Source organism: Zavarzinia sp. CC-PAN008, assembly GCF_051903925.1.
Lineage (GTDB): Bacteria > Pseudomonadota > Alphaproteobacteria > Zavarziniales > Zavarziniaceae.
This window is the reverse complement of the sequence record NZ_CP173678.1, coordinates 874,508-900,079: the sequence shown is the minus strand read 5'-3', so window position 1 is coordinate 900,079 and position 25,572 is coordinate 874,508. Positions and strand designations below refer to the sequence as shown.

At 69.3% G+C, this 25,572-nt stretch carries 25 protein-coding genes and 1 tRNA gene; 2 read left to right on the top strand and 24 right to left on the bottom strand.

Annotated features, from left to right (window positions below):
• The 11 genes from ACI6GS_RS04395 to aroA form a co-directional block, all read right to left on the bottom strand.
• Positions 1–1,323, bottom strand: coding sequence for a bifunctional folylpolyglutamate synthase/dihydrofolate synthase (locus ACI6GS_RS04395; RefSeq protein ID WP_439816563.1), 1,323 nt, complete (start codon positions 1,321–1,323; stop codon positions 1–3).
• 179 nt (positions 1,324–1,502) lie between these two features.
• On the bottom strand, positions 1,503–2,417 hold the full coding sequence (accD, locus tag ACI6GS_RS04390; RefSeq protein WP_439816562.1) for an acetyl-CoA carboxylase, carboxyltransferase subunit beta: 915 nt from the start codon (positions 2,415–2,417) through the stop codon (positions 1,503–1,505).
• 4 nt (positions 2,418–2,421) lie between these two features.
• The gene (trpA, locus tag ACI6GS_RS04385) at positions 2,422–3,249 is read right to left on the bottom strand and encodes a tryptophan synthase subunit alpha (RefSeq protein WP_439816561.1); all 828 of its coding nucleotides are present in this window, start codon (positions 3,247–3,249) and stop codon (positions 2,422–2,424) included.
• A complete protein-coding gene (gene trpB, locus ACI6GS_RS04380; protein WP_439817931.1) occupies positions 3,246–4,457 on the bottom strand; it encodes a tryptophan synthase subunit beta in 1,212 nt (403 codons plus the stop codon). Before trpB ends, trpA begins: the two co-directional genes overlap by 4 nt.
• 14 nt (positions 4,458–4,471) lie before the next feature.
• Positions 4,472–5,134: a phosphoribosylanthranilate isomerase gene (locus ACI6GS_RS04375; protein ID WP_439816560.1), complete on the bottom strand. Its 663-nt coding sequence runs from the start codon at positions 5,132–5,134 to the stop codon at positions 4,472–4,474.
• A gap of 208 nt (positions 5,135–5,342) precedes the next feature.
• Positions 5,343–5,672 (bottom strand): lipopolysaccharide assembly protein LapA domain-containing protein, encoded by a 330-nt coding sequence (locus tag ACI6GS_RS04370; RefSeq protein WP_439816559.1) that lies wholly within the window; start codon positions 5,670–5,672, stop codon positions 5,343–5,345.
• A 6-nt stretch (positions 5,673–5,678) separates the two neighbouring features.
• Positions 5,679–5,999: an integration host factor subunit beta gene (locus ACI6GS_RS04365; protein ID WP_439816558.1), complete on the bottom strand. Its 321-nt coding sequence runs from the start codon at positions 5,997–5,999 to the stop codon at positions 5,679–5,681.
• A 31-nt stretch (positions 6,000–6,030) separates the two neighbouring features.
• A complete protein-coding gene (gene sppA, locus ACI6GS_RS04360) occupies positions 6,031–6,930 on the bottom strand; it encodes a signal peptide peptidase SppA (RefSeq protein ID WP_439816557.1) in 900 nt (299 codons plus the stop codon).
• A gap of 41 nt (positions 6,931–6,971) precedes the next feature.
• Complete coding sequence (gene rpsA, locus ACI6GS_RS04355) at positions 6,972–8,684, bottom strand: 30S ribosomal protein S1 (protein WP_439816556.1); 1,713 nt, start codon at positions 8,682–8,684, stop codon at positions 6,972–6,974.
• 111 nt (positions 8,685–8,795) lie between these two features.
• Positions 8,796–9,422 (bottom strand): (d)CMP kinase, encoded by a 627-nt coding sequence (cmk, locus tag ACI6GS_RS04350; protein ID WP_439817930.1) that lies wholly within the window; start codon positions 9,420–9,422, stop codon positions 8,796–8,798.
• Between the two features lie 29 nt (positions 9,423–9,451).
• The gene (gene aroA, locus ACI6GS_RS04345) at positions 9,452–10,801 is read right to left on the bottom strand and encodes a 3-phosphoshikimate 1-carboxyvinyltransferase (RefSeq protein WP_439816555.1); all 1,350 of its coding nucleotides are present in this window, start codon (positions 10,799–10,801) and stop codon (positions 9,452–9,454) included.
• A gap of 129 nt (positions 10,802–10,930) precedes the next feature.
• Between aroA and ACI6GS_RS04340 the strand changes: the two genes are divergently transcribed.
• Complete coding sequence (locus tag ACI6GS_RS04340) at positions 10,931–11,419, top strand: TIGR02300 family protein (protein WP_439816554.1); 489 nt, start codon at positions 10,931–10,933, stop codon at positions 11,417–11,419.
• Positions 11,420–11,567: 148 nt separating this feature from the next.
• A tRNA-Ala gene (locus ACI6GS_RS04335) sits at positions 11,568–11,643 on the top strand.
• A 154-nt stretch (positions 11,644–11,797) separates the two neighbouring features.
• Here the strand turns inward: ACI6GS_RS04335 and ACI6GS_RS04330 are convergent.
• From ACI6GS_RS04330 to ACI6GS_RS04270, 13 genes are all read right to left on the bottom strand, one after another.
• On the bottom strand, positions 11,798–12,232 hold the full coding sequence (locus ACI6GS_RS04330; RefSeq protein WP_439816553.1) for a hypothetical protein: 435 nt from the start codon (positions 12,230–12,232) through the stop codon (positions 11,798–11,800).
• A 107-nt stretch (positions 12,233–12,339) separates the two neighbouring features.
• On the bottom strand, positions 12,340–12,696 hold the full coding sequence (locus ACI6GS_RS04325) for a hypothetical protein (protein WP_439816552.1): 357 nt from the start codon (positions 12,694–12,696) through the stop codon (positions 12,340–12,342).
• Between the two features lie 613 nt (positions 12,697–13,309).
• Positions 13,310–15,883, bottom strand: a complete 2,574-nt coding sequence (locus ACI6GS_RS04320; protein WP_439816551.1) for a hypothetical protein — start codon at positions 15,881–15,883, stop codon at positions 13,310–13,312.
• A 24-nt stretch (positions 15,884–15,907) separates the two neighbouring features.
• Positions 15,908–17,581 carry a hypothetical protein gene (locus ACI6GS_RS04315; protein WP_439816550.1) on the bottom strand — a complete coding sequence of 558 codons (1,674 nt, stop codon included), beginning with the start codon at positions 17,579–17,581 and terminating at the stop codon, positions 15,908–15,910.
• Positions 17,578–20,382, bottom strand: coding sequence for a hypothetical protein (locus ACI6GS_RS04310; protein WP_439816549.1), 2,805 nt, complete (start codon positions 20,380–20,382; stop codon positions 17,578–17,580). Before ACI6GS_RS04310 ends, ACI6GS_RS04315 begins: the two co-directional genes overlap by 4 nt.
• A gap of 2 nt (positions 20,383–20,384) precedes the next feature.
• A complete protein-coding gene (locus tag ACI6GS_RS04305) occupies positions 20,385–20,633 on the bottom strand; it encodes a hypothetical protein (protein ID WP_439816548.1) in 249 nt (82 codons plus the stop codon).
• Between the two features lie 3 nt (positions 20,634–20,636).
• Entirely contained in the window at positions 20,637–20,831 is a 195-nt protein-coding gene (locus ACI6GS_RS04300; RefSeq protein WP_439816547.1) for a hypothetical protein, read from the bottom strand.
• Positions 20,832–20,834: 3 nt separating this feature from the next.
• Complete coding sequence (locus ACI6GS_RS04295; protein ID WP_439816546.1) at positions 20,835–21,017, bottom strand: hypothetical protein; 183 nt, start codon at positions 21,015–21,017, stop codon at positions 20,835–20,837.
• Complete coding sequence (locus ACI6GS_RS04290) at positions 21,014–21,244, bottom strand: hypothetical protein (protein ID WP_439816545.1); 231 nt, start codon at positions 21,242–21,244, stop codon at positions 21,014–21,016. Before ACI6GS_RS04290 ends, ACI6GS_RS04295 begins: the two co-directional genes overlap by 4 nt.
• The gene (locus ACI6GS_RS04285) at positions 21,244–21,846 is read right to left on the bottom strand and encodes a hypothetical protein (RefSeq protein WP_439816544.1); all 603 of its coding nucleotides are present in this window, start codon (positions 21,844–21,846) and stop codon (positions 21,244–21,246) included. Before ACI6GS_RS04285 ends, ACI6GS_RS04290 begins: the two co-directional genes overlap by 1 nt.
• Positions 21,843–22,517 (bottom strand): hypothetical protein, encoded by a 675-nt coding sequence (locus tag ACI6GS_RS04280; protein ID WP_439816543.1) that lies wholly within the window; start codon positions 22,515–22,517, stop codon positions 21,843–21,845. The genes ACI6GS_RS04285 and ACI6GS_RS04280 overlap by 4 nt, the downstream gene beginning before the upstream one ends.
• 854 nt (positions 22,518–23,371) lie before the next feature.
• Entirely contained in the window at positions 23,372–25,345 is a 1,974-nt protein-coding gene (locus ACI6GS_RS04275) for an AAA family ATPase (protein ID WP_439816542.1), read from the bottom strand.
• Complete coding sequence (locus tag ACI6GS_RS04270) at positions 25,342–25,533, bottom strand: hypothetical protein (RefSeq protein ID WP_439816541.1); 192 nt, start codon at positions 25,531–25,533, stop codon at positions 25,342–25,344. Before ACI6GS_RS04270 ends, ACI6GS_RS04275 begins: the two co-directional genes overlap by 4 nt.
• Positions 25,534–25,572 lie beyond the last annotated feature (39 nt).

The following is a 25,572-nucleotide window of genomic DNA, read 5'->3' as shown; positions in this document are numbered from 1 at the left end:
TCAGCCGTTCAGGGCAAGGGCATGGCCGGCGAGATAGAGGGACCCGGCGATGAGGACGCGCCCGCCCGCGCCGGCCCGGGCGCCGGCTGCGCGCAGGGCGGCGGGAAGGTCTGCGGCGGTCGTGGCGGCCAGGCCCAGGGCGGTGGCGTGGGCGGCGATGGTCGCCGCCGGCGTGGTCGCGTGGTCGCCGGGCAGGTCGATGGCGACAAGCTGGGGGGCCAGGTCGCCCAGTGCCGCGAAGGGCGCCAGGAAACCGGCGACGTCCTTGGTCGCCAGCATCGCCACCACCATGGCCGTGGGGCCGGCCTCCAGGCCGCGCAGGACCTGGGCCAGGGCCTCGCCCGCGGCCGGGTTGTGGCCACCGTCCAGCCACAGCGCGCAGCCCGGCGGCAGCAGCGCGGCCAAGCGGCCGCCGTCCAGGCGCTGCATCCGCGCCGGCCAGTCGACCCGCTCCAGCCCGGCGCGCAGGGCGGCCTGGTCGAGGCCCAGCGCGGTAATGTGGCGCGCGCAGGCAATGGCCGTTCCAGCGTTGTCCACCTGGTGGCGGCCGACCAGGCGGGGCTGCGGCAGGTCGACAAGGCCGTTTGCGTCCCGATAGCAGAGGCGGCCGTCGCGCACTGCGACCGACCAGTCGCGATCGGCGACGAAGGCGGGTGCGCCGACGGCGTCCGCGTGCGCCAGGATGGTGGCCAGGGCCTCGGGAAAGGCCTGCGGCGCCACGACCAGGGGCACGCCGGGCCGCGCGATGCCGGCCTTCTCGGACGCGATGGAGCGGGCATCGGGTCCCAGGAACTCCGCATGGTCGATCGAGACCGAGGTGATGATGCAGGCCGCCGGCCGCTCGACCACGTTGGTCGCGTCCAGGCGCCCGCCCAGCCCCACTTCAAGCAGCAGCAGGTCGGCCGGCACGCGGGAGTACGCCAGGAACGCGGCTGCGGTCGTCACCTCGAAGAAGGTGATGGGCTCGCCCGCATTGGCGGCCTCCACCTCGTCCAGCAGGGCGGCCAGGGCGGTCTCGTCGATCAGCGTGCCCGCCAGGCGGATGCGCTCGTGAAAGCGCACGAGGTGGGGGGAGGTGTAGACGTGGACGCGCTGGCCCGCCGCCTCGGCCATGGCGCGCAGCGTGGCAACGACCGAGCCCTTGCCATTGGTCCCGGCAACGTGGACCACGGGCGGCAGGCGGCGCTCCGGATGGCCCAGGGCCGCCAGCAGGCGCTCCATCCGCCCAAGCGAGAGGTCGATCAGCTTCGGATGCAGCAGGCTGAGCCGCTGCAGGACATGGTCGCTGGTGCGCGACGTCGCGGGTTCGGTGGCGAGGGTCACGGGCGGCGGACTCTCAGATCAGACTGCAATGAATTCCCTCCCCCCGCGGGGGAGGGCTGGGTGGGGGCGTCGACGCCAGCGCAGACGGTCCAGGTCAAGCGGCGCGTCGAGGCCCCCATCCTAGCCTTCCCCCGCGAGGGGGGAAGGGACGCCAAACGACCAAGGCGCGCCGCCGGGCCTCAACTCGCCGGGGCGGCGGGTTCGGGGACGGGGTCCGCCTCGGGCACGATCATCAGGTCGGTCGGGCCCTGACGCATCAGCAGGCGGATCAGGCGGACCAGCGTCGGCTTCAGGTCATGGCGGTGCACCACCTGGTCGACCATGCCATGCTCGTTCAGGAACTCCGCCCGCTGGAAGCCCTCGGGCAGGCGCTCGCGGATCGTCTGCTCGATCACGCGTGCGCCAGAGAAGCCGATCAGGGCCTTGGGCTCGGCCAGGTGGACGTCGCCCAGCATGGCGAAGGACGCCGTGACACCGCCCGTGGTCGGGTTGGTCAGGACGACGATGTAGGGCAGGCCCGCCTCCTTCACCATCTCGACGGCGACGGTGGTGCGGGGCATCTGCATCAGCGACAGCGTGCCTTCCTGCATGCGCGCGCCGCCCGAGGCAGTCAGCACGATCAGCGGGGCCTTGCGCTGGATCGCCTCCTGCGCTGCCCCGACCAGGCTTTCGCCCACCGCCATGCCCATGGAGCCGCCCATGAAGGCGAAGCTCTGGACCGAAACGACGGCGGGCTGCCCGTCCATCGTGCCGCTGCCGGTCAGCACGGCATCGTCCAGCTGGGTCTTGGTCCGCGCCTCCTTCAGGCGGTCGACGTATTTCTTCTCGTCGCGGAACTTCAGGGGATCGGCGGCGACGGCCGGCACGGGCAGCACGGTATAGCCGGCGTCCAGCAGCTGGGCCAGGCGGTCGCGCGCCTGGACCAGGCCATGATGGCCGCAGGCCTCGCACACGAACAGGGCGTCCTTGTACTCACGGTGGAAGATCATCTGCCCGCAGGACGGGCACTTGGTCCACAGGTTGTCCGGCGTTTCCTTCCTGCCGAACAGGGAGCGGATGCCCGGACGGACATAGTCGGTCAGCCAATTCGCCATGAACTCAACCCTTTCGTGACGCCCGCACGCCTTCGGCCAGCGACCGGACAAAGGCCCAGGCGGCCTCCGTCATGGCGGGCGTGGCGCCGCCATCCGGACCCAGATTGGCGGCGATATGGTCGATCAGGGCGCTGCCCACCACGGCGGCGTCGGCATGCGCCGCGGTCGCGCGCGCCTGGTCCGGCGTCTTGATCCCGAAGCCGACGGCGACGGGCAGGTCGGTATGCGCCTTCAGCCGGCCCACCGCCGCGGCCACGCTGTCCGCGTCCGCGCTGCCGGAGCCGGTGATGCCGGTGATCGAGACATAGTAGATGAACCCGGACGTGTTCCGCAGCACCGTGGGCAGGCGCTTGTCATCCGTCGTCGGCGTCGCTAGGCGGATGAAGTCCAGGCCCCCGGCACGCGCCGGCAGGCACAGCTCGGCATCCTCCTCCGGCGGCAGGTCGACGACGATCAGGCCGTCCACCCCAGCTTCCCGCGCGGCGGCCACGAAGGCCTCGGTCCCATAACGGTAGATCGGGTTGTAGTAGCCCATGAGCACGATGGGCGTGTCCTGGTCCACCACACGGAAGGCGCGGACCTGGTCCAGCGTCTTGCGCAGCGTGGCGCCGGCCTTCAGCGCGCGCAGGCCCGCCGCCTGGATCGCCGGGCCGTCGGCCATGGGATCGGTGAAGGGCATGCCGAGCTCGATCAGGTCGGCGCCCGCGCGGGCCAGGCCGTTGACCAGCGCGGTCGAATCCGCGGGCGTCGGATCGCCCGACATGACGAAGGTAACCAGGCCGGCGCGGCCTTCCTGCTTCAGCTTCGCGAAGCGCGCGGCGATGCGGCTCACAGCTTCACCCCCAGCGCATGGGCGACGGTGAAGACGTCCTTGTCGCCGCGGCCGCACAGATTCATGACGATGATCTGGTCGCGGTCCATGGCCGGCGCCATCTTGGCGACTTGGGCCAGGGCGTGCGACGGCTCCAGCGCGGGGATGATGCCTTCCAGCTGGCAGCACAGCTGGAACGCGTCCAGCGCCTCCTGATCGGTGGCGGAGACGTATTTCACGCGGCCGATATCATTGAGCCAGGCATGTTCCGGGCCGATCCCGGGATAGTCGAGGCCGGCCGATATGGAGTGCGCGTCCTTGATCTGCCCGTCCTCGTCCTGAAGCAGATAGGTCCGGTTGCCGTGCAGCACGCCCGGCTGGCCGGCGCTGAGCGAGGCGGCATGCTCGCCCGTGTCGATGCCGCGACCTGCGGCCTCCACCCCATAGATCTGCACGGACGTGTCGTCCAGGAAGGGATGGAACAGGCCCATGGCATTGGAGCCGCCCCCGATCGCCGCCACCAGCGCGTCGGGCAGGCGGCCTTCCCGCTCCAGCATCTGGGCCCGGGCCTCGCGCCCGATGATCGACTGGAAGTCGCGCACCATGGCGGGATAGGGGTGGGGACCTGCGACCGTGCCGATGATGTAGAACGTCTCGTCGACGCGCGTGACCCAGTCGCGCAGGGCCTCGTTCATCGCATCCTTCAGCGTGCGGCTGCCGGAGGTGACGGGCACGACCTCGGCCCCCAGCAGCTTCATGCGGAAGACATTGGGCGCCTGGCGGTCGATATCGACGGCGCCCATGTAGACCGTGCAGGGCAGGCCGAAGCGCGCCGCCACCGTCGCCGTCGCCACGCCGTGCTGGCCGGCGCCCGTCTCGGCGATGATCCGCTTCTTGCCCATGCGCAGGGCCAGCAGGATCTGGCCCATGCAATTGTTGATCTTGTGGCTGCCCGTGTGGTTCAGCTCGTCGCGCTTGAAGTAGATCTTGGCGCCGCCGAAATGCTGGGTCAGGCGTTCGGCGAAGTACATCGGGCTGGGCCGGCCGATATAGTCGCGGTGGAATTCGTCCAGCATGTTGAAATAGCTGGGGTCATTGCGGGCCGCGGTATAGGCCTGCTCAAGGTCCAGGATCAGCGGCATCAGCGTCTCGGCCACGAAACGCCCGCCATAGAGCCCGAAGCGGCCGCCCTCGTCGGGGCCGGAGCGGAAGGAATTCGGTCGGTCCATCAGGTCATTGCCCATCACGTCGGCGCCCCTGCGTCACGCGCCAGCGTGCGGGCCAGGGCCAGGAAGTCTGCGATCTTCTGCGGGTCCTTGCGACCCGGTTCATGTTCGATGCCGGACGAGACGTCAACAGCGTGCGCGCCGCTTTCGGCAACCGCCTGGGCCAGATTGCCCGCATGCAGGCCGCCGGCCAGCAGCCAGGGCCGGGCAAAAGGCGCATCGGCCAGCAGCGGCCAGTCGAACGCCGTGCCATTGCCCCCCGGAAGTGTTGCCCCCTTGGGCGGCTTCGCATCCAGCAGCAGCATGTCGGCCACGCCGTCATAGGCGGCAGCGGCGGCGACGTCCGCCGCATCGCCAATATGCACCGCCTTCATCACCGGCAGGCCGAAGCGGGCCTTCACCGCCGCCACGCGCTCCGGCGTCTCGCGGCCGTGGAGCTGCAGCAGGGTCACGGGCGCGTGCTCCAGGATCGCGTCGAGTTCGGCATCGCTGGCATCAACGGTCAGGGCCACCGGCGTGATCCCCGTCGGCACCTCGCCCAGCAGGCCGGCCACCTGGGCCGGGGTCACGGCGCGGGGCGAGGGCGGATAGAAGACGAAGCCCAGCCAGCGGGCGCCACCCTGGACGGCAGCCCGGACCGAAGCGGCGTCGTTGAGCCCGCAGATCTTCACATCGACCATGACCACGGCCTGTTGCTCTTGCTACCGCTCGTCCCCGCAGGAGCGGGAAGCCAGGGGCAGCATGGACCGATGCCCTGGGCCCTGGATCCCCGCTTTCGCGGGGACGAGCGGGAATATGGCTGTCCAGGACCTGCGCCGACGGGCCGCCCTGTGGACACGCGGTCTTTATAGACGTCCGGGCGCAGGAAACCAGCAGGTCCGACGGGGGTCAGGTGCGCACGGCGGGCAGGGTCGTGGGGGCCGCGGCCGGCGGCGCGGCCCGGTTCAGTTCGCGTTGCAGGACCTGGGCCTTGATGCGGGCGTCGCGGGCATGGGCATTGGCGCGCGCCCGGGCGAAGAGGGAGGCCGTGCCGCCAAGCACGATGCCGACCAGGACCGCGCCGAAAATGATCAGGTAGAGCGGCACCGTCACGGACCAGGCGGCACTGCCAGGCGCGAAGGGGTCGATGCTGAAGGTGGTGGGTGTGCGGTTGGCGATCGCCAGCACGATGCCCGCGACGATCGCGGGCGGCACGATGAACCAGGTCAGGATGCGCATGCGCGCTCAATCCTCGCCATTGCCGTCGCCGTCGTCGGTCATGTCGTCGCCCACGTTCAGCTTCTGGCGCAGTTCCTTGCCCGTCTTGAAGAAGGGCACGGCCTTTTCCGAAACCTCGACCGAATCGCCGGTGCGGGGATTGCGGCCGGTGCGGGCGGGGCGACGCTTGACCGAAAAGGCGCCGAAGCCGCGCAACTCGACCCGGTCGCCGCGGGCCAGTGCCTCGCTGATCTCGTCAAAGACGGTGGAGACGATGCGCTCGGCATCGCGCTGCAGCAAATGGGGATGGGCAGCCGCCAGCCTTGCGACGAGTTCCGACTTGATCATGACCCAGACGACCCCCCACCGGGATTGGTCGTCAACGCTGCCAAACCGAACGCAGTCCGTCAAGCGTAAGCCATTCGTCCAAAACAGCTTTCTGGATCGACGCCGCACCCACCGCGCTAAGCCAGTCGACGGTGTCCTGCTTAGGGTCGGCGGAGCGCACGGGCAGGTCGGCCGGCAGGTCGCGCTCGGCCTCCAGCCAGGCCTTGGCCTCGTCCTCGCCGCCGATCGCATCGACCAGGCCATTGGCGACGGCCTGGCGGCCGGTGAAGATCTGGCCATTGGCCAGCTGGTCCAGCCTGGCGCCGTCAAGCTTGCGGCGGTCGGCGACCTTGGCCCGGAACCAGCCATAGGTGTCGTCGATCAGGCCGCGCAGCACCGCTTCCGCCGCCGGGTCCCAGGGCTGGAAGGGCGAGGGCGCCGCCTTGAGGGGCGAAGACTTCACCTCCCGCATCTCGATGCCCAGGCCGGCCAGCAACTCGTGCACGTCGGGCTGCTGGAACAGCACGCCGATCGAGCCGGTGATCGAGGTTTCGCGCACCAGCACGTGGTCGCCGGCGATCGCGATCAGGTAGGCGGCGGAGGCACCGGTGCCCCCGATCAGGCTGACCACGGGCTTCTCGGCGGCCACCGTCCGCACGGCGTTGAACAGCACCTCGCCCCCGACGGTCGTGCCGCCGCCGGAGTCGATCTGCAGGATCAGCGCCTTGGCCGTCGGATCGTCGGCCACGTCGGTGATCGCCTTGACCAGCTTCGCATCGTCCGTGATCAGGCCTTCGACCTTGATCCGGGCAATGTGGTCGGAGCCACCGACGAGGCGGGCACTGCCTGCGACCAGCGCGAGGCCGACGGCCGCCACCGCCAGAAGGCGCCAGCGGCCGCGACTGCGCCGGAGGCGGCGCCGTTCCAGCGCCGCATCGGCATCAAAGGCCATGACCCGATCCCGTCAGCAGCGGCCGGCCCGCCGGACCGCGACTACTCGCGGTCCTGGCCCTCGCGGGCCTTACGCATGGCGGCACCCAGGATGTCGCCCAGGCTGGCGCCCGAGTCGGACGAGCCATAGGTCGCGACCGCTTCCTTCTCGTCGGCGATCTCGCGCGCCTTGATCGACAGGCTGATGCGACGGGTCGCACGGTCCACGTTGGTGACGCGGGCGTCGATCTTGTCGCCCACCGCGAAGCGCTCGGGCCGCTGGTCCTGCCGGTCGCGGGCCAGGTCGCCCTTGCGGATGAAGCCCTTGGCCCCTTCCTCGCCGACCTGCACCTCGATCCCCGACTCCGTGATCTGCGTGACGGTGCAGGTGACGGTGTCGCCCTTCTTCATGTCGGCAACCTTGGCGAACGGATCGCTGCCCAGCTGCTTGATGCCCAGGCTGATGCGCTCCTTCTCGACGTCGACGTCGAGAACCATGGCCTTGACCACGTCGCCCTTCTTGAACTCCTGGATCGCTTCCTCGCCAGGGCGGTGCCAGTCGAGGTCCGACAGGTGGACCATGCCGTCCACGCCGGCGTCCAGGCCCACGAACAGGCCGAACTCGGTGATGTTCTTGATCTCGCCTTCGACGATCGTCTCGGGCGGATGGGTGACGGAGAAGGCCTGCCACGGATTGTCCAGGCACTGCTTCAGGCCCAGGCTGATGCGACGCTTGTTGGCGTCGACTTCCAGCACCATCACCTCGACCTCCTGGCTGGTCGAGACGATCTTGCCCGGGTGGACGTTCTTCTTGGTCCAGCTCATCTCGGAGACGTGGACCAGGCCCTCGACGCCCGGCTCCAGCTCGACGAACGCGCCGTAGTCGGTGATGTTGGTCACGCGGCCATGGAACTTGACGCCGACCGGGTACTTGGCCGAGACGCCGTCCCAGGGATCGGCCAGCAGCTGCTTCATGCCGAGCGAGATGCGCTGCGTCTCCGGGTTCACGCGGATGACCTGCACGCGCACCGTCTGGCCGATGTTCAGGGCCTCGGACGGATGATTGACGCGGCGCCACGCGATGTCGGTCACGTGCAGCAGGCCGTCGACGCCGCCCAGGTCCACGAACGCGCCGTAGTCGGTGATGTTCTTCACCACGCCGTCCAGGATCTGGCCTTCCTTCAGGTTGGCGACCAGTTCGGAGCGGGCCTCGGCGCGCGTCTCCTCAAGCACCGCACGGCGCGAGACGACGATGTTGCCGCGGCGGCGGTCCATCTTCAGGATCTGGAAGGGCTGCGGCACGTTGAGCAGGGGGGTGATGTCACGCACCGGACGCACGTCCACCTGGCTGCCCGGAAGGAACGCCACGGCGCCCGACAGGTCGACGGTAAAGCCGCCCTTGACCCGGCCGAAGATCACGCCTTCGACGCGCTGGTTGTTCTCGAACGCGCGCTCCAGGACGGACCACGCCTCTTCCCGGCGGGCCTTCTCGCGGCTCAGCACCGCTTCGCCATTGGCGTTCTCAAGACGGTCCAGGAACACCTCGACCAGGTCGCCGATCTGAAGCTCCGAGCGGCCACCGCCGACCGAGAATTCCTTCAGCGCCACCCGGCCCTCGGCCTTCAGGCCCACGTCGATCACGGCCATGTCGTTCTCGATGGCAATGACGGTGCCCTCGACGACGGTGCCTTCGAGCGAGTTGGCGGAGCCGAAGGCTTCGTCCAGCATGGCGGCAAAGGATTCGCGGGTATCGGGCAGTTCGGCTGTACGGCTCATGCACACTCCTGATCGACGATGCGGGCCTACCGGTTGCATCCGGCGGTCTTCACGAATGCGAAAAAACGCACCCGTCCCATCCCGCCTTGGCGGGGGTGACGGTGCGGGATCCTATTCCCTGGGGATAAGGGCCTTCGCGGCAGCGAAGGCCTCTTCTATACCGAGATCGGTCGTATCGAGCAAGTGCGCGCCGTCCGCCAGGGCCAGCGGCGCCGCCGCACGGCCGCTGTCGCGGGCGTCGCGCCGGGCCAGGTCTGCCCGGATCCCCTCCAGGGTGACAGCACCGCCGCGCGCCGCCAGTTCGGCGAAGCGGCGCCGGGCGCGGGCATCCAGGCTGGCGGTGACGAACAGCTTCACCGCCGCGTCGGGGCAGACAACAGTGCCGATGTCGCGCCCGTCGAGCACGGCGCCGCGGGCCGGCGGCGGCGGGCGGGCCGCGAAGTCCTGCTGGAAGGCGAGCAGGGCGGCGCGCACCTCCGGCATGGCCGCGACGCGGCTGGCCATCTCGCCCACCGCCTCGTCCAGCAGGTCGGGTGCTGCGAGCAGGGCGGGGTTGAGCGCCCGGGCGGCGGCTGCGGCGGCGGCCGGCTCGATCGCCGCCCCGTCGCGCATCAGGGCAAAGGCCACGGCGCGATAGAGCTTGCCCGTGTCGAGATAGGCAAAGCCCAGCGCCTGCGCCAGGCGGCGGGCCAGCGTGCCCTTGCCCGATGCGGCCGGACCGTCGACCGCGATCACCATCCGGCGGGCCTCCGGCATCGGCTGGGTCCTCACACCCGGCGCAGGTCGGCGCCCAGGCCGCGCATCAGGTCGGTGAAGGCGGGAAAGCTGGTGGCGATCATGGCGTCGTCGTCGATGGCGACCGGCTGCTGGGCGGCCAGGCCCATGACCAGGAACGCCATGGCGATGCGGTGATCCATCTCTGTCTCGACCAGGGCGCCGCCGGGCACCCGTTCCTGGCCGTGCACGATGAGCCAGTCGTCGCCCACCTCCACCTTCACCCCGCAGGCGACCAGGCCGCGGGCGGTGGCGGCCAGGCGGTCGCTTTCCTTGACCTTCAGCTCGCCCAGGCCGCGCATCACGGTGGTCCCTTCCGCAAAGGCGGCGGCGACGGCCAGGACAGGGTATTCGTCGATCATGGCGGGCGCGCGGTCCGGCGGCACCTCCACGCCCTTCAGGCGGCTGGCGCGGACGACCAGGTCGGCGATGGGCTCGCCCCCCTCCTCGCGCGGATCGACAAAGGCCAGGTCGGCGCCCATCTCGCGCAAGGTGGTGTAGAGGCCGCAGCGCAGGTCGTTGGTCCCGACGCGGGCCACCGTCACCTCGGACCCCGGCACCAGCAGGGCCGCGACGACGGGGAACGCGGCGGACGACGGATCGCCCGGCACGACCAGGTCGCCCGCCACCAGTTCGGGCTGCCCGGTCAGGACGACGTGGCGACCGTCGGTCCGGTCCTCCACCGCGATGCGGGCCCCGAAATGGCGCAGCATGCGCTCGGAATGGTCGCGCGTCGGCTCGGGCTCGATCACGGTCGTGGTGCCGGGGGCTGAAAGCCCCGCGAACAGGACCGCCGACTTCACCTGGGCGGAGGCGACGGGCAGGCGGTAGGTGATCGGCATGGGCGGGCTTGCGCCCTGCACCATCAGCGGCAGGCGCCCGCCGGAGCGGGCGGCAAAGGTGGCACCCATCTGGGCCAGCGGCGCCATCACCCGGTTCATCGGGCGACGCCGCAGCGAGGCGTCGCCGGTCAGGAAGGCGGTCAGGTCATGGCCCGCCAGGATGCCCATCAGCAGGCGCGAGCCGGTGCCCGCATTCCCCATGTCGAGCACGTCCTCAGGCTCGGCCAGGCCGCCCAGGCCGACGCCATCGACCTGCCAGGTGCCGGGGCCCAGCCGTTCCACCCGGGCGCCCAGCGCCCGCATGGCGGCGGCGGTGCGCAGCACGTCCTCCCCCTCCAGCAGGCCCTCGACCCCGGTGCGGCCGACCGCCAGGGCCGCCAGCATCAGGGCACGGTGCGAAATCGACTTGTCGCCGGGGACGGTGATCCGACCCTCCAGCGGGCGGCCCGCGGCGGCCGTCAGGCGGCCTGGAACGTCTGGGGGCGCAGGGGAATGGGACACGTGGACACGCCGGTTCTGGACAAGGATCTGCTGGCGGCGGTGCTTAGCATGGTGATTTTGCTTTTGACAGGGCCGCCGGACGCGTGGCAGAACCCCGCCCTCATCTGATCAGCTACGGGTCAACTGCACGTGGCCAAGCCCGAATGGGGCACCAAGAGGCGGTGCCTGACCTGCAGCGCGGCATTCTATGACATGCGGCGCGACCCGATCATCTGCCCCAAATGCGGTGCGGTGTTCGAGCCCGAGGCCGCGGCCAAGGTCCGCCGCGCGCGTCCCGAGACCCGCCCCAGCCGCGCCAAGAGCGCGGCCAAGGTGCGCACCGGGGACGAGGACGACGAGATCCCCGAGGACGAGGCGGACGAGGACGCCTCGGACGAAGAGGACGAGGGCGTCGAGGACGAGGTCGAGGAGATCGACGAGGTCGACGCGATCGAGAAGGCCGACGACGATGACGACAGCGACGACGCCGAGGACGGCGCCGACGAGGTCGATGATGTCGAGGACGCCGACGACGATCTGCTCGACACGGACGACGACGATACCCTGATCGAGGAAACCGATCTGGATGACGACCTGGACGACGTCGTCGACACCGGCGTCGACGACGACGACCGCTGAGGATCGCGGTTTTCCAGGGCCGGCAGGAAATTTCAAGGGCGTGAATTTTTCCTGTTGAACCCCGGTTCGGGCGCGCATATGGTTCGCGCCCCGAGCCCAAGGGGGGAGAAATCCCCCAAGGTTCATCGGGGACGAAGGGTGCACTTCCGGGGCCATAGCTCAGTTGGGAGAGCGCTTGAATGGCATTCAAGAGGTCGGCGGTTCGATTCCGCCTGGCTCCACCACCCCGCCACCCTTCGAAATCAACAGCTTAGCCGCTGAAAAGTGAAAAGGCCGCCTCGCAAGGGCGGCCTTTCCTTTTGTCCGGGGTAGCGCCTGGGGTAACAAACGGCGCTGCGGCCCGGCTTGGGCGTTACCCGGGCGCGTTACCCAAGCTGCCTAGAGCTCGTCAGCTACCTCGACGAACAAAGCGCCGGCGCCGGCCATGAAGCCGTTGGCGAAAGCGTCGTTTGGTTCCGATCGGCCGTTGCCGTGCTTTTCCCAGAAGTCGCGCCATTCGGACGCGTGCATGTCGCCGTCAGGATCGATCAGCTTTTGGAGCGTTTCCAAGCCGCCCTCCCATTCCCATTCGATCTCTGAATAAGGCTCGAAAGCTTCAAGCTCTTCAAACTCCGCTGTCGTCTCAGCCCACCGCCGGCCGCATGCTTGGCCGGCTTCAAATGCTTCAGTGGTCGCGCGGGCCTTGCTGGCGCGCAGGCGTTCAATCACATTGGTCATGTTCGGATCTTTCCTTGTAGCCAGGGTGAGAACCGTTTCCCTGAAGGCACGCTGAGCGATGGCGGACCAGTTTGCCGCTTCTCCGACATCGTCCATGCGTGCCTTCAGGTCATCGGGCACGTAAAGCGTAACGCGGGGCATGGTATGCATAACCTCGGGTCGTTTTCCGTGTATGCATATCATTGTGCGATTTTTTTCACGCGTCAAGCCTTGTGCATATACCCTTCCCCCGGCCAGGGGTGGGATGCGTCCAATTCCAGGAAGGCCCGCACGTCCGGCCGCAGGTCCAGACGGCGCCTGAGGTAGTCGGCCACCATGTCTTCCGGTCGGGAAAGCGTGTGGCCGCCGGCATTGGCGACCAGGAAGGCGACGAAGGGTTGTTCCGCCGCCACACGCTCAATGTGCGCCTCGCCAACGGCGCTCTCCACGTCGCTCAGCAGGTCCACTAGGTCGTTATCGTCCAGGCTCCGCCCGCTCTCAGCGATTGCGGTCAGCCAGCGGCGCCAGGCGTCCAGGTCCCCGGCCCGGGCCTGGGCTTCCAAGGTGTCGATATTGGTCATTGTCGGTTCCTCTGTTATCCGGATGGGATGCCGTCAGAGTGAGCCGAACGCGGGCGGATGTTAGACCTTACTTTTGTGGCGTGTTATAGGTCGATCCAGAATGCACCATAGGTGGTGAGTTTTTCTCACCATGTTGTGATATGCCCAACGTAGATTTCGCTATTCTGAAGGATGTCGTCCTATTCGCTATCGCTGTCCTAGGCGCCGTCCTAGGCGTCATGAATACATGGGCTTCGATCAGCCAAAGGAAGGTCAGACTGAAGGTCACGCCGAAATTTGCGTACAGTCTCGACGGTCAATCACAAATGTTCTGCATCGAAGTCATAAACTTCAGCGTATTTCCTGTAACGATCGATGAAGTTGGTTTCCGACTTTCTGGATGGTGGGCCACAGAAAGGGCCGCCGTAATCGATCACACGACACTTGATAGAACTCGGCTACCTCAGCGCCTCGAACCGAGGTCTTCAATCACAGTCTATTTCGACCCAACGGGCCTTGATCCCACACGGCCTGTGCGAGACGCCTATGCTAGGACAGCTTGCGGCACACGGCGATTCGGAAACAGCCCTGCGCTTCGGAGCCTTAGGAAGCTGATGCGCGAATTTGCCAAGGATCAAAAAGCTTCGCGCGGCAGATAGAACTCCTGCCCGTATTCCTTGCGGATGGTGCGTTCCTGGCGGCGCAGGTAGCCGGGGCCGGCCGCCTCGCGCAGGCTGTTCAATACCAGCACGTCCAGCGCCGGCCGCAGGTACCACAGGTTCAGGAAGGGCGTGTTGTTGATCGCGGCGTTCAGCATGCGCAGCGGCTTCGGGTTGCCGTCCCGCGCCTCGATATAGGCCCGGTGCAGTTCCTCGGCTGTCCCGATCGACGGCCCGCCGATCACGCCCAGCAGCGTCGACCCCGTGCGGCTGGCTTCGCTGAACAGGAAGTCCCCATAGATCCCCAGGCCGCCGCCCTGCTGGATCGCTGCAGCGATCACGGCCGGGTCCGAGATGTCCCGCGGCGGCCATCTTCCCTTCACAAGGTCCTTCAGCGTCATGGCCGCGTAGCCGCCAACCGCCATGGCCGCGATCAGCTTGCCCAGGTGCGGCACGCCCGCGACAAGGCGGGCGCCCTTGGTGGCGCCGCTGTGCCCGAACAAGGCGCGGCCGATCGCGCGTTGCGTGAAGCTGATCGTGAAGCCTTTGCCGCTGGCCAGAAACCGGCGGAGCTCCCCCGATATGGTCCCGCCCTGCGTCCCGCCCAAAGTCAGACGGCGCGTGGCCACGTCCGGCCGCAGGTGGGAGAAATTCACTTCGTCCGCCACGAAGCGCTGAACGTCCAGGGCCAGGCCGCGGCGGGCTTCATCGATCAGGCGGGCCCGCGTATCCGCCAAGCGCGCATCCCGGTCCTTCCCCTTGATCGTCTCCGCCACGGCCGCCAGCCGGCCCGCGATCAGCGGCGCAACGGCATCGTCAGGCAGGTCCGCCACCGCGTCATAGGTCAGGTACGTGCGGCCCTCGATCGACGTCCGGGCTTGGCGCAGCACCTCCCACTTGTCGGCCGTGATGCCGTTCACCTCCAGGACATGGCGGAAGCGGGCCGGCATGAACTGCCACGTCCTGGCCGCGTGGTCGCCCAGCTCCGCCGCCACCATGCGGGCATTGGAGCCGCGCAGAACGTCATCCCACCAAACGGCCCCTTGCCACTTGAACAGCTTGTTCGTCAGGCCCGACAGGTAGCCTAGCGGCCCGTCCAGCGCATAGACGCTTCCCGCAATGTGTTCGATCAGGCCCTGATAGCCTTCGCCCAGCAGGAACGTGAGCCGACGCTGTTCCGCCTTCGGCCGGCCGTCCAGCAGGCCCGCGACCTGGCGGGCCAGCGTGCGCGTGAAGCCGGACCCGCGGAAGGCGCCGGCGGCCGCGCTGATGAGTGGATCCGTGGGCACGGCGGACAGGATCGCGCCGCCGAACTTGGCCAGCAGCGACAGATTGCGGACACCTCCCGCGACCCGGGCGGCCGTCACGTTCCCGGCGCCGCGCGTGAAGCCTTCAAGCTCCCGGAAGGACTGCGCCACCACGCTATCGCTGCGCAGGTCCAGCCGGCGGACCTGGCGTTCCCGCTGCGCCGGGGACAGGCTGGCGTCATTCCGGATCGCCTGCTGCGCTTCCGCCGCGATGCTGCGGAACATCACTTCCGGGTTGGGGCCAAAGAACTCCATCCGGCCAATGGCGCTGGCCATGCGGTGCTGATGTTCGATCGCCGCGTAGAAGATCCCGCCGCGGCCGAAGTCCTGCAGGTAGGACCATTGCGCCTCAGCGTCCCGGAAGTGCAGTTCCCGGGCCTGGCTCAGCGTCTTGCCCAGACTGGACGGGGCCGCGAAATTGCCCGTGCGGCCGGGCGTCAGGCCGTTGTCCAGGCCCGTCGTCACGGTCAAGTAGATGTCGCTGAGGATCTCGCGCACGCGATTGGCGTCGGCATCGCCGAAGGTCTTGCGCACGTCCAGCAGCGGCATGATGCGGGACAGCCAGGCGGCTTCCCCTGCCTTTATCAGCTTCGTGGCATCGTGGCTTTGCGGGCTCCATCCCTCCATCTTGGCGATGAAGGCGCCGCGCCGGTTGGCTTCGATCCGCGATGCCTCGAACCAAGGGGCCAGGGCTTCCGCCAGCGCCTTCGCCTGGCGGTTCTGCGAGGCGCCCGGCTGGCCGCCTTCCTTGAGCTCGTGAAGCTCCCGGATCACGTCGCGGTTGAACGCCGGATCATCGACCATGGCCAGCAGCGCCGGATCCCGCTCGAACGCCTCAGCGATCATCCCGCCTACAAGGCGGTTGTCCCATGCCTGGACGGTCGCGGCGGCGCTGTACCGCCCCTGGCGCACGCCCTGCTGTGTCCCCTGGATCATCGCAAGCAGCGCGTCCGGGCGGCTCAGGCCTTGGCCCACAAGCTCCGCCATGTGGGCGCTGCGCCGGTCCCGCACGACGGCATTCTGTGCCGCTTGCCGGCGCAGGATGGCGGCCTGCGTCCGCTTCCACTCGGCATCTTCCGCCAGTCGGGCGCGCAGGGTCTCATTCAGGCCCGCAAGGTTGCCCTCGGCGGCCAGCGCCTTGCGGCGCGTCTCCATCCCGTCCAGGACCTGGCGCAACTCGCCCTCAGTCAACTTGCCATCGGAAGCGGCCAGCCCGGCCGCGATGCAGGCTTGCGCGTCCATCGTGTTACCCTTTGCTAGGACCTGTTACCCCGTGGCGCACAGGGCCATGGCGTCGATTGCGGCGGCTTCGGCTTCGATCCGCTGGGCTTCGAGCTCATAGGCCGCCAGCTCCGCCCGCATGGCGTCGCTCAACCGCCCTTCGCCTTCGATCGCGGCCACGTCCTGTTCCGGTTGCCAAGCCGGATCATCGAAGCCCGCGACCTGGCGGAAACGGGCGGCCGGTTCCGGCGCGTGCGGCGTGTCCTGGGCGCGGACGGCGGCCACGGCCGGGTCAGGCTGGCGCGCCGGAAGCGGCGTCGCGTCCAGGCGCTCCGGGGCGGCCTGGCGCACGGCCTGGAAATCGAACAGGCTGGCCGGCGCCTGGGCTTCAACCGCCCGGCGCAGGGCCGCATCCCTGGCGATGATCCCGGACGCGGCTTCCTCATAGGCGCGTGCCGCGCGGTTGCGGGCCTGGCGCGCCTCGCGCAAGCGGCGTTCCTCCGCCTTCAGCTGCTTTTCCGGCTTGATCGCCAGTTCCCGGGCGCGCTGCGCCAGGTTCGGGAATGCGCTGATGATCGTGGCGCGCTCCGCCTGCAGGCGTTCCCGGCGGGCCGCGGGAATGGTGCGGCTCAACTCGGCATCGATCGCGCGCACGCGTTCGGCGGACGCGGCGTCGATCGTCTCCAGGGCGTCGGCTTCCGTCCTGCTGTCCAGGGCGGCGCGCTGGGCGCCGACGCGGGCCGCAAGCGCGTCCTGCGCCGCCTGGGCATCGTCCAGGGCGCGGGCCAGGTCCGGCCGCTCCAGGCGGGCCCGGTCGCCGATCGCGGCCGCCTCGAAGGTCAGGCCGTCGGGCAGGGCGAGGCGCGGCGCGCCGGCTTCGTCCAGCACGCGCGCAATAGCGGTGCCACTCATGAGCCGATCACGAATGATGGGGTCCCCTGAGAAGGCGCGCACGGCGGCCACGGTGTCGGGGGACAGGGCAACGTCCCGCCCCATCGCCAACGCGCCCACAGCTTCGTCCAGCGCCCGGCCAGCCGCCTCGGCATGGGGAAGCGTGGCGATGTCCGGGCTTGTGCGCCAGCGCTCCACAGCGCCGGACAGGCCGCCGAACGCTGCGCCGATCAGGGCGGCGCCGGCCGTGTCCGCAAGGAAGGCCTGCCACGACACGTCATCGCCCAGGCGCTGGCGGGCCGGGGCGGTCACGCCAAAGGCAAGAGCCGTGTTCAGGGCCGCATCCGCGCTGGCCACGATCGCCCGGCCGCCGATCACGCCAAAGCGCGCCGCCGCTGCGGCCCGTGCGGCGGGTCCAAGGATCGGGACATAGTTGATCGGGTCCAGCGCCTGGCCAGCGACATAGGCCGCCGTCCCAACCGCGAAGCTGGGCGTCTTCTCCAGCAGGTAGGCGTGGTATTCGCGGTCATCGTGCATCGCGGCCAGCGCCGCGGCGCGATCGGCCGTCATGCGCCGGTCATATGGGATGGCGGGCCGGTACCACTCCGACCGCTTGTATTCGTCCTCTGACAGCGGCGCGCCGCCGCGGGCGGCTTCCGCGCTGCGCAGCACGGTGCCCAGGCCAAGGCTTTCCCGGTAGCCGGCGCGGAACTCGGACCCGATCACCTCAAGGGCGCCCATGGTCTGATCTGCGGCCGCCTGTCCGAAGGTTTGGACGCTGAAGGCGTTGCCCGTCGGCTCCGGCCGGAAGCTGAACAGGTCACTCATGGGGCGAGCGGCATGGGCGGCGCGCCCAGGTCCATCGTGCGGCCGCCGGGCAGGCTGTAGGACGTCGCCGCGGGATCGGCCGGCGCTGCGGCTTCCGCTTCGGCGGCCTGGGCGGCGGCGCGGCGCACCTGCTCCATCGTGAAGACAATCGGCTTCCCGTCCGTCCCGGCGGCCAGCAGGCCCGTTGCCGGCTGCAGCAGGCCGAAACCGCCGTTGACGTTTCGCCAGACGCCGTTTTCCGCAAGGTCATCGATCAGGCGCAGCGCGTCGCGGCGCCGGATCCGGGCGCCTGCCCGTTCGGCATCCGTGCCCGCGCTGAGCTCCGCCGGGACAAAGCCGCCCATGGCGTCGCGCACCTGATCGCGCAGGGCTTCAAGGCCGGTGTCCAAGGCCGCTTCGTCGGCTCCGGCGGGGATCGCCAGCAGCGCGCCATTGCGATCGTACAAGGTCAGATTGCCGTGCAGGTCGCGCGTCGCCTGAGCGGTTGCTTCGTCCAGGTCCCGCCCCTTGGCGAGTTCCAGCTTGATTGCCGCCGTCATAAGCGCGGTATCACGGGCCACGCGCTGATCGTTCCCGGCGGCGCCCAGGCTCAGGCCGTACACGGCATCGGCCAGTGTGCCAGGTGTGAGAACGTCGCTCAGGATGCGGGCCTTGATGTCCGCGTCCGTGTAGGTCGCGCTGTCCGGCACGTCCGCCGGGTTCAGCGTGGCGGCGCGGAACAGGCGCTGAGCGGCGCCGGCATCGCCGCGCGCCAGGGCTTCCAACGCGCCTTCGGTCACGGCGGGCACGCCGGTGCCCACAAGCTGGCGGAAAACGGCCTGCTGCTGGGCACGATCCGACGTGCTGAAGACGGTTGCGGCCAGCGCCTTGGCGCGCTCGTCAGGCGTGCCGGGTCCTTCGTTGAAGGCCTTGGCCGCCAGTTCCGCGCGGTCCTTCGTCAGGGCGCCGCGCAGGGCTTCCGGAATGCCGATCTGGGCTTGCGCCGCCCAAGTCCGGCTGATCGCCTGGGCCGTTGCCTGCGGCTGGGCGTCGGGCGCTGCGCCCTGGACGGCCGCCCAGGCTTCCCGCACGTCGGGGAAGACGCTGGCGACATAGGCCACGGGATCGGCGGCGCGGGCCTGGCGATTGGCTGCAACCGCCTGGGCCAACGTCTCATAGGCCTTCTGCCGTTCCGCGAAGCCCGGCGCCGCCGTGTCCGTCGGCTTCGCCTGCGCCAGCAGGGCGGCCTGAGCGTCGGGCGTGAGGGTGCGGACCTGGGCGACCTGGGCGCCCACTTGGCGTGTTGCCTCGAACGCACGCCATTCGGCGGGCCCAGCCGTCGGGCCGTATGCCGCGAGGAAGTCGTCGGGGCCGGGCATGGCGCCGGCATAGGCGCCCGTGGCCAGCAGCGCGGCGGACGCATCGCGCAAGCGTGGCTCAAGCTCCGCCCGGGCCAGCGCCCGGTTGCGGTTCAGCTGCTCATTGGCCGCATTGTAGAGCGCGGTTCGCTGCTGCGGCGTCAGCCGATCCAGGAAGCTGAAGCCGGTACGATCGGGGATGCCGGACGGGTCCAGGACGAACGACGCTTCCGCCGGGATCTTCCGCGTGGTGAATGCGTAGAACTCCGCCACGGTGCGCGGCCGGCCGTCGACATAGAAGGCGGCGCGGTTGCTGGCCACGGCGTCCGGGTCCGCGTGGGCCGTGGCGGGTGCGTCAGGCGTGGCCGCCAGGGCGGACAGCATGCGCGTGGCGCCGCCCGCGCCCAGCAGGTGCGCGCTATACAGGTTCCGCTGTGTGGGCGCGAAGCCGGCGGCCTGCAGCGCCTTTGCGTTGTCGATCGTGAAGCGGTCAAAGGCGCGATCCTGGGCGGCCAGGCTGGCCGGATCGGTGCCCGTGCGCTGTTCTGGCGTCAGGGCCAAGTCAGGGTATTGCGCCGCCAGGCCGTTCCAGGTCCGCGCGATGAACTGAAATCGCCCGCGGGCGGAACTGTTGGGGTTGGCCGCGTCGACCTGGCCGCCGCTTTCCGTTGCGATCACGGCGGCGCGGTAGCTGGCGAAGTTGGCAGGCAGGCTGTTCCCGTCCAGCTGGCCGCCGATCGCGGCTTGCAGCGCCTCGGGGCTGATGCGCTTCACGCCTTCGGCCGCCGCCTGGGCAAGGGTGCTGTCCACGTCCGCCAGGACCGCGGGCAGGGCCGTGGGGGGCACGCCCATGCCTTCGATCAGTTCCCGGACGCGGGCGCGCTCCGCCTCATAGGCATCGGGATTGGCCGCGATCACATTGGCTGAGCTCAGCGCCAGGTCCGCGACTGCTTGGGTGCGCAGGGCGCCGCGGGCCTTCGCCTCGAAGTCCAGGGCCTGGCCAAGGAAGGTTGGCGCCAGCTGGGCGAAGTCGACTTCCGCCAGGCGCCGGGCCTTGGGGCTGTCGATCGCGTTCAGCGCCCGTTCCCGATAGCGCTCGAACGTGTCGCGCGCCTTGTCGACGAAGCCGGACGCGCCGGGGGCGGCCGCGTCCTGCATCTCCGCCAGCGCCTGCGTCAGGTTGATTTGTGCGCTCGAACGGACCTGCGCGGCCCTAACCGCCGCGTCTTCATTCGCCGCGCGCTCCATGATCGCGTCACGCTGGCGCTTGTCTTCCAGGTTCTGCCGCGTCCGCCGGTCCTCGGCGTCGAGCGCCGCCGCGCCCACCACGTCGAAGGCCCGGCTGAACTGGTCGAATGCCGCTGCAGGCGCTGCAAAGTCCGACGCGCTGGCGCCGCCCGGGATCGTTCCGGACGGCAGGATACGGCCGGGCGCGCCCTGGTCGTATTGCGGAATGCGGGGCATGCTCAGTGCACCGTGGCGCCGGCCGCCAAGTCAGAGGCTGCAGCCAGTTCAAGGCACGCGGCCGCCATGGCGCGGAGCTCCGCCGCGGGATCGTCCGCCGGGGGCGAATGATCCGCGAAGGCGCGGCGCTGGACGGGGGCGAAGCGGTGCGCCGCGTACTCCTCGCAGTGCTGAGCAACAAGCCGCCAGCCATCCCCTTCGGGCAGGTTGGGCGCCAGCACCTGGCGCAGGCTTTCGAGCGTGGACCGCATGGTTCAGCCCTTCGTGTTCGAGGGAACGGCCGGCGGCGCAGGCGGCCGGCATGGGTGGGGGCGGGACACCACGTCGACATCGCAGCTGCGGGCCAGGCGCACGGCATCCTTGCGGACTGGATCGGGCATGGCGGCCAGGCTGTAGCCGAACGCGCGAAGCATCCCGGCCAGCTGGTCCAGGCCTGTGGCGGCGGGCATCGTTCAGCCCAGCTGTTGTGCCGCCTGGGCGCGGGCCCGGGCGGCTTCGATCAGGACGGACGAAAAGCCCTTGAGGCTCATGGCGTCGGCAATCCGGGACCAATAGGGTCCCTCGCCTTCATCGCGGCCGCGCGGCGTGAACGCCTTGGCGGCGCTGTCCAACTGCCAGGCGGCCGCCGCGGTCACGCCGCAGGCTCCGCCGGGTCGAAGTAGCCGCGCACCTCGATCGCGAAGGACGGGACGCGAAAGCGAACGTCCAGGACGTGAAACAGGCCCGCCGGTTCGGTGCAGTTGATGACCTGGTTCCGCTCCGGCAGGAGCGGACAGAAGGCCGTCAGCAGCAGGTCGGACCCAACTTCAGGGGACTTGCGCAAGGCATGGAACTCAACCGGCATGCTCAGGGGGACGCGCATCAGCGGGCCTTTCGGTTAACGGGGCGGGTGCGTTGGGCGTGAGCCAGTGCCGCGATGAAGCCGGGATGCCGGTGCACGCCCAGGGCGCCGGATGCGCGCTTCAGCGCCTCCAGGTCCGCGGGGGGCAGGCTGTGCAGGAAGGCTGTCGCGTCCGCGTCGTCGCGTTCGCTCGTGGCATAGGTCGGCATTCCACGGCCGCCGGTCGCGGCCGCCAGCGCCGCCGTCATGGCGTCCTGCCAGCCGGCCACGCCATGGCGATTGAGCACCTGGCACGCTTCGCGGTGCGCTTCCATGGTGTCCGCGCTCAGCGCGCCCTGCTGCGGTGCTGCGGCGGCCGCCACGCTGTCGCGGGCCTTCACTTCCGCGTGCACCTTCCGCCCGACCGCATCCCATTCGTGTTGAGCGAAGCGGTCCCCGGACGTCAGGCGGCGGACAAAATCTGCATCCCGGCTCAAGCGGGCTTGCTCGAACTCCGCCGAAGTCGGCGGCGGGGGATCGCCTGGGGGCGGTTCGGGCGGCGGGCCGAACGGATGGGCCGTGTGCGTGATGGTCTGGCCGCTGGCCAGCGCTTCCGCCAGGGTCGGTGCCGGCTGATCGCTCATGCGCGGAACCTCGCCAGCAGGGCGTTTCCTTCGCGCACGCGGTTCAGGATGCCCGGGCCGCGGACGTGGGACGGGACGTCAGGCGCCGCCCAGGTGCAGCCGGCATCACGGATTGCCATGCGGATGGCGGCTTCCACCCGCACCGGGCCCGCCAGGCTGTCCGCCGGCATGCGCGTTTCCAGCACCTCCGCCGGAAGCATGGCGGCGAGTTCACGGGACAGGCGGACCAGTTCAACCGCCTTATCCGCGAAGGTCCGTGCGATCGGCTCCAGTTCCGCCGCCAGCGTCTCCCGCTGGGTGGCCAGGTCGCGGCACCGCGCCAGCAGCGCCGCATGGGCATCGCGCTGCGCCTGGGCGGCCGCGTCGGCGTCCAGCGCGTCCAGGTCCGCCAGGTCCTGATGCAGCCGGGCTTCTTCCGAGTTCAGGCCCGCGATTGCTTCCCACAAGCGCAGGCTGTCATCCGATCGCCCGTCGATGCGGGCTTGCCGGCGCTGAGCAACAAGCGTCGCGCGTTCGGTCTGGATCTCGGCAAGCCGCCGGTTGGCGGCTTCGCGTTGGGCGGCCAGCCCGGGCGGCTGAGCCAGGGGGATCGGTGCGGGATCGGCGGCCGGTTCGGGCGCAGGATCCGGCGGGAGTTCCGGGGCGGGCTCAGGTCCCGTGACACGGACCAAGCCCAAGAGCTCGTCAACGCGTGAAGTCATCGGCGGGTGCATTCGATTGGGTGCATTCGAGACTTAAACGATACAGCTAGGAGAGATTTTGACCAATACTGTCAGACTATTTCAAATGGCTTCATTCATTACATGTTGTGCAAAAAATTCAGCGGAAGGCGGGAGGGAGGTCCCTACACTTCGCGACGCCGATCGCGCGCGCCCTCCCGCCCCCACCCCCACCGGCCCTTCGCCAGGTCGGGAGGGGGCCCCACGGGTCGATCCCTGGCCGCCAGGGCGGTGCGTTACCCCGGCGCTACCCGGCAGGCATCAGGATCGCCCAAGGCTAGGCATTCTGCCGCTTTCACGGGCCAAACCGCCTGAGTGACGATCAAGAGGTGCGCTTTCCGCACCTGATCTAGGCCAGGGTTGGCGCCTGGAGTGGGGCCGGCCGCGGCTGGCGTTGGCCAGCGGGCGCACGCGCTCTGGCCAGTGGTGTGCGAAATCCGGTACCCCAACCGGCCCGCAGGCATGCCCGGGCGCTAGTCGTTCCACCGGCCGCCCGTACCTCAGGGCAGGTATCCGCCCAATCCCGCTTTCCCCGGTCCCGTACAAGTACCCTCCTGGCCCTCAGCCGGGGAGGTACGAAGTACCTAGCTTTTCCCCATTTTCCCCACTCAACGCTTTCAAGGGCTTAGCGGCTGTTTCCCCTGTTTCCCCTGTTTCCCTTCCCAAGTTTCCCCAACGCTGTTTCCCGTAGGCATATCAACAACTTGCTGAGGGGATCCCTTGTTTCCCCGAAGGTTTCCCCTGTTTCCCCAGGGCAGTTTCCCCCGAGTTTCCCCGTTTCCCCCGCCCGCGTTCAGGCCGCAGCGTCAGAAGAAATCCGCCGCTGATGTAGCGGAAACCTCTACCGCTTCCGGCCAGTCCCGCCTGTGCTTGCCGCGGCCGTGCGTGTTCACGATCACGCGGCCTTCAGCTTTCAGGCATTCCACAGCGTCCTCAATTTGCTGGATCGTCAGTCCCCAGCATGGCCCTTCGCGCTTGATCTTGTCGGCCGCGTAGAGCGTCCCCGGCTTCACGGACAGGCGCGCGCCTTCCTTGTTCAGCTTGCGCAGGCTGGCCCACACAGTGTTCCGGATGCCTGCTTCAACCGCGTTCACCTCGACGTCCCCGCCGGGCTCGAACAGGTCACAAACCGCGCTGGAAATCGGCCGGCCGTCGCTCCTGTGGCCCACCACGACGGACCGCAGGCGGAAGCCAATGGCGGGGGTCTTCTCCAGGTCGCGCTGCTTCGTGACTTCAATCCTGTTCTCGGAAATCTCGGTCTCGGTGTCGATCGCGGCCCGGATGCCGGACCATCCGCGCATCCCTTTGGCTTCGTCCTTGCCGCTGTGATGCACGACATTAATGTGCACCGGCATCCGGGCCCGCATCTGGTCCAGGTGCTTAACGAGCGTGCCCATGTCCTCGCTGGTGTTCTCGTTCCCCCCGCCCAGGGCGCGGCTCAGGGTGTCGATCGTCACGCCTGCTACAGGCATGCGCACGTCGTCCTGAAACCGCTGGATCAGGTCCAGAAGCGCATTCGTGTCGTCGTGCCCGTGCAACAGGTCGATCGGGCAAGGGATCAGCCCGAAGGGCACGCGCTCAGGGCATCCGGGCTCCATCCGCAGCGCCTTCACGCGCTTCATGATCCCGCGGCCGCCTTCCGCTGCGACATAGGCCCAAGCGCCCTGATGCGTCTTGTACTGGTGCCAGGGCTGGCCCGTGGCGATGCACCAGGCGCGGTGCAGGGCAACAAAGGTCTTGCCGACGTTGGACGGGCCGTAGTCCGCGCTGAAGCCTTCCCGGTCCAACACGTCGTCAATCAGCGGCATATGCTGCGGATCCGGCTCAACCTCCCAAGCTGGCACCAGGTAGATGCGCGGGCGCTCGATCCTGGCCGGGGGATCGGCTTCCGGGACCGGCGGGAAGTCATCTTCCGGCGCGTTGCGATGGGCGATGCCGGGCGGGCTGGTGCCGTAGGCGAAGGCGTTGGCAACCTTTACGCTGAGCTCGTCCGGCGCCCATGGCGGGACGCACCTGCCGTTCCACTCGTCTAGCATGAGCTCCAGGACCATCGGTTCCGACAGGCCTAGGTCCTTCAGGTCGCAGGCAACCCGGTAGGTCGTGGCGTCCCCGCCAGCACCTTGGATCGCCAGCGGGGCACACTGCAGCAGTTCCCGGCCGGCCGCGATCGTGTGGGCCTCGTCTGGCTCATAGTCCGCCACGTTCTGGGCAGGCTGTTCGCGCCACGGCCCGACGGCTTCCAGCAGCCACGCGGGGGCGGGTGCAATCGGCCTGTCCGCGCCTAGTTCGTACCGCCCGGCGGCCGTCTCCGCGCCGGCCCCGACCAGGTAGCCGCCGAAGCCTCGCACGTCCAGGCCGGGGCCGAGAGCCTCGCAGCTGTTGGCCACGGCATGGGGCGTGCTGAAGATGAAATGCAGGCCGCCGCTGGGCGTGACCTGGCTCAGCGTGTCCAGCCAGTCCCTGCCGTGCGCCTCCACAAGCTTGGCGATGCTGTCCTTGCCGCCCTTCCCGTCCTTCACGTCGACGTCCAGGCCCATCAGGTTCGGCCCCATGGCCAAGCCCGGGTTAAAGTCCGGCTCCCGCATCATCTCGAACACGGGATCCCAATGGCACCACAGCGCGCGAACCCGTTCGGGATCGGTTGACGCGCGGGCGTTCCACCCTTCGATCGCTGGCGGCCGCTTGCGGCCCTCAGCGATCGGGAACACAGGCACGCCCCGCGCCGCCCACCACAGCGCCGCCTCTAGCTTCGGCATCTCATGAAGTGCGGGCGCGTTCATGCTGCGGCCCCGCCGGACGGCCTGGCATCGTCGGGCAAGTCCAGCGCCCGGGCGATGTTCCCGGCTGCATCCTGCGCACGCTCAACGGCCCGCCGGACGCGCGGGTGAAGGTAGGTCGCTGCACCCTTGAGTTCCGCCAGGGCCGCGCGAAGCGCTGCCATTTCCCGCTGCATATAGGTCTGTGTCATCGGGGATCCTGTTGCGATCCCGCTGGCCAGGTGCGCTTC

Excerpts from the sequence above, each read along its gene's own strand:
- accD (WP_439816562.1), bottom strand. The coding sequence starts at position 2,417 with ATGGCGAATTGGCTGACCGACTATGTCCGTCCGGGCATCCGCTCCCTG.
- trpB (WP_439817931.1), bottom strand. The coding sequence starts at position 4,457 with ATGGACCGACCGAATTCCTTCCGCTCCGGCCCCGACGAGGGCGGCCGC.
- ACI6GS_RS04375 (WP_439816560.1), bottom strand. The coding sequence starts at position 5,134 with ATGGTCGATGTGAAGATCTGCGGGCTCAACGACGCCGCTTCGGTCCGG.
- ACI6GS_RS04370 (WP_439816559.1), bottom strand. The coding sequence starts at position 5,672 with ATGCGCATCCTGACCTGGTTCATCGTGCCGCCCGCGATCGTCGCGGGC.
- ACI6GS_RS04365 (WP_439816558.1), bottom strand. The coding sequence starts at position 5,999 with ATGATCAAGTCGGAACTCGTCGCAAGGCTGGCGGCTGCCCATCCCCAT.
- sppA (WP_439816557.1), bottom strand. The coding sequence starts at position 6,930 with ATGGCCTTTGATGCCGATGCGGCGCTGGAACGGCGCCGCCTCCGGCGC.
- rpsA (WP_439816556.1), bottom strand. The coding sequence starts at position 8,684 with ATGAGCCGTACAGCCGAACTGCCCGATACCCGCGAATCCTTTGCCGCC.
- cmk (WP_439817930.1), bottom strand. The coding sequence starts at position 9,422 with ATGGTGATCGCGGTCGACGGTCCGGCCGCATCGGGCAAGGGCACGCTG.
- ACI6GS_RS04330 (WP_439816553.1), bottom strand. The coding sequence starts at position 12,232 with ATGGACGATGTCGGAGAAGCGGCAAACTGGTCCGCCATCGCTCAGCGT.
- ACI6GS_RS04325 (WP_439816552.1), bottom strand. The coding sequence starts at position 12,696 with ATGACCAATATCGACACCTTGGAAGCCCAGGCCCGGGCCGGGGACCTG.
- ACI6GS_RS04320 (WP_439816551.1), bottom strand. The coding sequence starts at position 15,883 with ATGGACGCGCAAGCCTGCATCGCGGCCGGGCTGGCCGCTTCCGATGGC.
- ACI6GS_RS04315 (WP_439816550.1), bottom strand. The coding sequence starts at position 17,581 with ATGAGTGACCTGTTCAGCTTCCGGCCGGAGCCGACGGGCAACGCCTTC.
- ACI6GS_RS04310 (WP_439816549.1), bottom strand. The coding sequence starts at position 20,382 with ATGCCCCGCATTCCGCAATACGACCAGGGCGCGCCCGGCCGTATCCTG.
- ACI6GS_RS04305 (WP_439816548.1), bottom strand. The coding sequence starts at position 20,633 with ATGCGGTCCACGCTCGAAAGCCTGCGCCAGGTGCTGGCGCCCAACCTG.
- ACI6GS_RS04300 (WP_439816547.1), bottom strand. The coding sequence starts at position 20,831 with ATGCCCGCCGCCACAGGCCTGGACCAGCTGGCCGGGATGCTTCGCGCG.
- ACI6GS_RS04290 (WP_439816545.1), bottom strand. The coding sequence starts at position 21,244 with ATGCGCGTCCCCCTGAGCATGCCGGTTGAGTTCCATGCCTTGCGCAAG.
- ACI6GS_RS04285 (WP_439816544.1), bottom strand. The coding sequence starts at position 21,846 with ATGAGCGATCAGCCGGCACCGACCCTGGCGGAAGCGCTGGCCAGCGGC.
- ACI6GS_RS04275 (WP_439816542.1), bottom strand. The coding sequence starts at position 25,345 with ATGAACGCGCCCGCACTTCATGAGATGCCGAAGCTAGAGGCGGCGCTG.
- ACI6GS_RS04270 (WP_439816541.1), bottom strand. The coding sequence starts at position 25,533 with ATGACACAGACCTATATGCAGCGGGAAATGGCAGCGCTTCGCGCGGCC.